This window comes from Deltaproteobacteria bacterium (assembly GCA_019308925.1).
GTDB lineage: Bacteria > Desulfobacterota > B13-G15 > B13-G15 > RBG-16-54-18 > JAFDHG01.
In genome coordinates this window covers 1-4,452 of sequence record JAFDHG010000098.1, presented here as the reverse complement: position 1 = coordinate 4,452, position 4,452 = coordinate 1, and the positions used below count along the sequence as shown (strand labels likewise).

The window sequence follows — 4,452 nt, the reverse complement described above, 5'->3', positions numbered from 1 at the left end:
TAGTTCCATAAGGCACCTCCTTTTGGTTAATTAACTGTCTATTTCCCCCATCGCATCGTACTTTATCATTTTTGCGATGGGACAGGAGGTGCCCTTTATATGATTATCAAGTCTTTAATCTTGACGATTTTTTTCTTCTTTGATATCAGAGGATCATGGCGAGGCCATTGAGGATACAGTTTGAGGGGGCCCTTTATCATATCACCTGCAGGGGAAATGAGAGGAGGGAGATATTCCGGGATGAGGTAGATAGAAATAAGTTCCTTGAGGTACTAGAGTATTCTCTCAATACTTATCATGTCTTGCTCTACTGTTTTGTCTTGATGGACAATCATTATCATCTCCTGGTGGAGACTCCCCTGGGCAACCTGAGTGAGTTCATGAGGCATTTTAATATTACCTATACTTCCCATTACAACAGGAGACACAGCAGGGTTGGGCATCTTTATCAGGGTAGGTACAAGGGCATCTTGGTGGAGAAGGATGCCTATTTAAGTTTGCTTTCTCGATATATTCATTTGAATCCGGTAAGGGTGGGACAAAGAGAGGGCTGGTCTTTGAAGGAGAAACAGGGTTATCTCAAGGGTTATCCTTGGAGCAGTCTTCCTGGGTATTTAGATGAGAGGAAGAGGTTTCCTTTTATAGATTATGATCTGGTTCTTGAGGAATATGGGGGTGACAATAGGAAGGAAAGGAAGGGGTATTGGGTAGATATATGTCGGAATATAGCTGAGGGTTTGCAAATAAAGGACAAGGTGGTGGGACAGATGGTTCTGGGAGGGGAGGGGTTTGTGAGGTGGGTAAAGGGGAAGATTGACAAGGGATTAAACAAGAGGGAGATCCCTTCTGTAGGTAAGATCATCTCTTATCGTTCTGCGGAGGATATCTTGGAAGTGATTTCTGGGGAGACGGGAAAAGCCTGCGAAGAGATCATTGGCAACAAGGGGATCTTGAGGCAGTTGGCGATGGAGTTGCTTTATAAGTATGGGGGCTTAAAGGGGGTGCAGATAGGAGAGTTGATGGGGGTGGATTACAGCACGGTGAGCCAGGGGAGGAAAAGATTAAGGCAGAAGTTGGAAGGGGATAAAGAGTTAGAAGCACTGATAAGGAGGATAGAGATAAAATTGTCAACAATAAACAGGCTGTTGAAAAACGCCCATCTGCTGCGTTTCTCTCATCCTTCGTCGTTGCGGTGTACGTCCAAGTACGCCTCACTCCTCAGGATTTCGAGGGCCTTGCATCTGAACATTTTTGAACAGCCTGCGGAAAACCACTTTTTCAACAACATCTAAAGATTTGACCCCCTTTGGCCCTCTTTCAGCGTGGTTCAGCAGTGAACATAATAAGAGGCAAAAATGAGGTATGCAGAGAAAGGGTGCAATTTAGAAATTGATCTATCTCGAGGAACCATTGAGAGAGTAGAGACAGATCCAAGATTAACAGAGCTTCATCTGGGGGGATTGGGTACAGATGCCAAGATAATATGGGACAGGGTTCCTCCTGAGGTTGACCCCTTTTCCTCCGATAACGTCTTGATATTCAGCTCTGGCTTTTTGGTCGGCACACTTGCTCCTGGGGCTAATCGTACAATGGTTTCTGCCATTTCTCCTCAGACCTTGTTGATGGGCTTTTCTATGCTGGGAGGGTTTTGGGCCCCGGAGTTGAAGTTTGCTGGCTATGATAAAATAATCATCCGTGGCAAATCTCCAAATTTGGTATACCTGTGGATAAACAATGACAAAGTGCAAATACGAGATGCGTCTCATCTCAAAGGAAAAAGCACTTATGAAACTGTAGAACTTATTCGCGAGGAGTTAAAGAAACCCAAAGCCCAAGTGGTTTCTATCGGCCTTGCCGGTGAAAACAGGGTTTATTTTGCCTCAATAGAAACTCACAGGGGTAGTGCAAGTCGGTTAGGACTCGGCGCCATTATGGGAGACAAGAATCTTAAGGCAATAGCTGTTCGTGGAACAAAAGACATCAATATTGCCAGACCTGCTGAATTTATTGAGCTGTGCAATGAGGTGCCGAAATTTATACAATATCGGATAAATAATCCACTGCGAGGAATACAGCCTACTATTCATACCATGCTTGGATCCCCCCAGGAGATGGCAATACATGATGAAAAATGGCATACCACCAGTTTTTCCTGGGGAAATGCCCGGCATAGAAGAAAAGACTTTTGGAACAAAGAGGTCGAGAAGCAATGGACAAAGGTCCTAGAAAATGCACGGAAGCGGTTTATAAGTTGCTATAACTGCCCGCTAAAATGTGCAGGAATAATTCAACTGCCAGGATTTCCGACATATGTGATGAAATGTTTCTCAAAACTTACTTATGTGATGGCCGCCATGGTGGATGATCTTGAATTTGACCTTCAAATCGCCTCCCGTGCCCAGCATTATGGAGTAGATGGATACACAACACCACAAGTTATGGCCTTTGCTATTGAGCTTTACGAAAACGGCATTCTGACCGAAAAGGATATGCCGGGATTTCCACCTGATTCCAAGGGGAGATTCTTTTGGTTACTTGATAGAATTGTAACAAGAGAGGGCATAGGTGATGTTTTGGCCAATGGCGTCTATTGGGCAGCCCGTCAGATTGGTAGAGGGGCAGAGGCATTTGATCATAATACCATCAAGAAACATGAACAAATACCCATAAAATTAGGGACGCTAAACCCGATTTATTTCCTTATGTGGTCTACTGGCGAGAAGGCAAATGTTACTCAAATTGAAGGGCAGATACCCCAGTCTCCTCTTCCTAAAGAATTCAGGCAAGAGTTTGTAAAGGATTGGATTCAGATTCCTACCGGAAAGGAAGAGAAGTTTAAGCGATTCATTTTGGAGTGGGGCGACCCAGGTACATCATTCCCATACTACCCACCTATCGAGTTGATCTGTGAACTTGTTGAGTGGCAGGAGATTATGCACTACATTGATGACGCTCTTGGACTCTGCGCTGGTTTATCATCCTTTGCCTATAAACCTCCTTATCATATTCACAATCTGCCGCTCTTTGTCTCACATGCAACAGGGATGGATATCGATGAAGATGGACTGTGGGAAATAGCCACCAGGAATCGAAATTTAGTCAGGGCCATCAATATACGAAGAGGTTTAAGAAGAGAAGATGAACATCCCCCAGAGGATCATTGGAAAAAAAGATTTCCCGAGTATGAAGCTAGGTTATTAGATGAATATTACAGATTTAGAGGTTGGGATAGCGAGGGTATCCCTACAAAAGAAACCCTGTACAAGCTGGGATTGGATTACGTAAAGGAAGACTTTGTAAAAAGGGAAATCTTAAAGGAGTGAACTAGAGCCTTCTAAGGAGGTCTGGTCCAAAATGAGTTAGATTGGGGTCAAATCTTTACGGGCTGTTGCCCAAATCCTTTATTTTCAGTTAATTTTATGCTAAAATGTCCCAAATTCTTCTTTATTGGAGGATAAGCTCATGATGGGACGCCAATCTCCGCCACAGCCAAATTTATTTTATACCAACTTTGATTTGGACAAAAGGGTCAGGAAGGACCATCCATTGCGCAAGATTGCCAGGGTTGTTGACTTTGATTTTATCTATGGGGAGGTTGAGGATAGCTACGGCATTAATGGTAATGTGTCTGTTCCTCCCCCAGTGATTCTCGAGTTGATGGTCCTTTTGGTTTTGTACAATGTTCGCTCTGAGCGGGGGTTGATGCTTACCATTCCTGAGCGATTGGATTGGCTGTGGTTTCTGGGTTATGACTTGGATGACGAGATTCCTAACCATAGTGTGCTCAGTAAGGCTCGATCCCGATGGGGAATCAAGGCCTTTAGGAGTTTTTTTGAGCGGATTGTCTGGCAATGTGTGAAAGCTGGTCTGGTTGATGGCAGTAAATTGTTTGTCGATGCAAGTCTGATTGATGCCGATGCCTCTAACAACTCTGTGGTGGATACGCACGATCTTAAAAGATACTTACAGAAGAGTTACCGGCATCTTGAAGAGCGATTGGATGATGTAGAAGTAGAGAAAGAGACCCCGGCCAACAGCCGCTATATCTCCGCCACTGATCCCGATGCTTCGGTGACCCGGCATGGTGCTGGGAAATCGAGATTGCGGTACAAGACCCATCGGGGTGTCGATCCCAAACACGAGGTGATAACCGCTACGAAGATTACTCCTGGCTCTCGAGATGAAGGTAATCTGCTCGAAGATATAATTAAGATCCATAAGAAGAACACCCAAATGGATGTTGATACGGTGGTAGCTGACAGCAAGTATGGGAAGATCGATAATTTTCTTCTCTGTCATGACTTAGGCATAAGAGTCCATGCCCCCTCCATAGAGGAGGCGCACAGGGGTTCAGGGCGGAGAAAAGGCATCTTTCCCAAAGAAGCTTTTATCTATAATCCTGAGGATGACACCTTTATCTGTCCGGCTGGGCAAGTACTGAGGCGACGAAAC

At 44.6% G+C, this 4,452-nt stretch carries 3 protein-coding genes; all 3 read left to right on the top strand.

The window, feature by feature from the left end; genetic code table 11:
- Positions 1-155 precede the first annotated feature (155 nt).
- Entirely contained in the window at positions 156-1,292 is a 1,137-nt protein-coding gene (locus JRI46_12120; GenBank protein ID MBW2040310.1) for a transposase, read from the top strand.
- Between the two features lie 63 nt (positions 1,293-1,355).
- Complete coding sequence (locus JRI46_12115; protein ID MBW2040309.1) at positions 1,356-3,323, top strand: aldehyde dehydrogenase; 1,968 nt, start codon at positions 1,356-1,358, stop codon at positions 3,321-3,323.
- 139 nt (positions 3,324-3,462) lie between these two features.
- Positions 3,463-4,452: transposase (locus tag JRI46_12110; GenBank protein MBW2040308.1), on the top strand; the 990-nt coding region annotated here is incomplete at its 3' end.

Excerpts from the sequence above, each read along its gene's own strand:
- JRI46_12115 (MBW2040309.1), top strand. The coding sequence starts at position 1,356 with ATGAGGTATGCAGAGAAAGGGTGCAATTTAGAAATTGATCTATCTCGA.
- JRI46_12120 (MBW2040310.1), top strand. The coding sequence starts at position 156 with ATGGCGAGGCCATTGAGGATACAGTTTGAGGGGGCCCTTTATCATATC.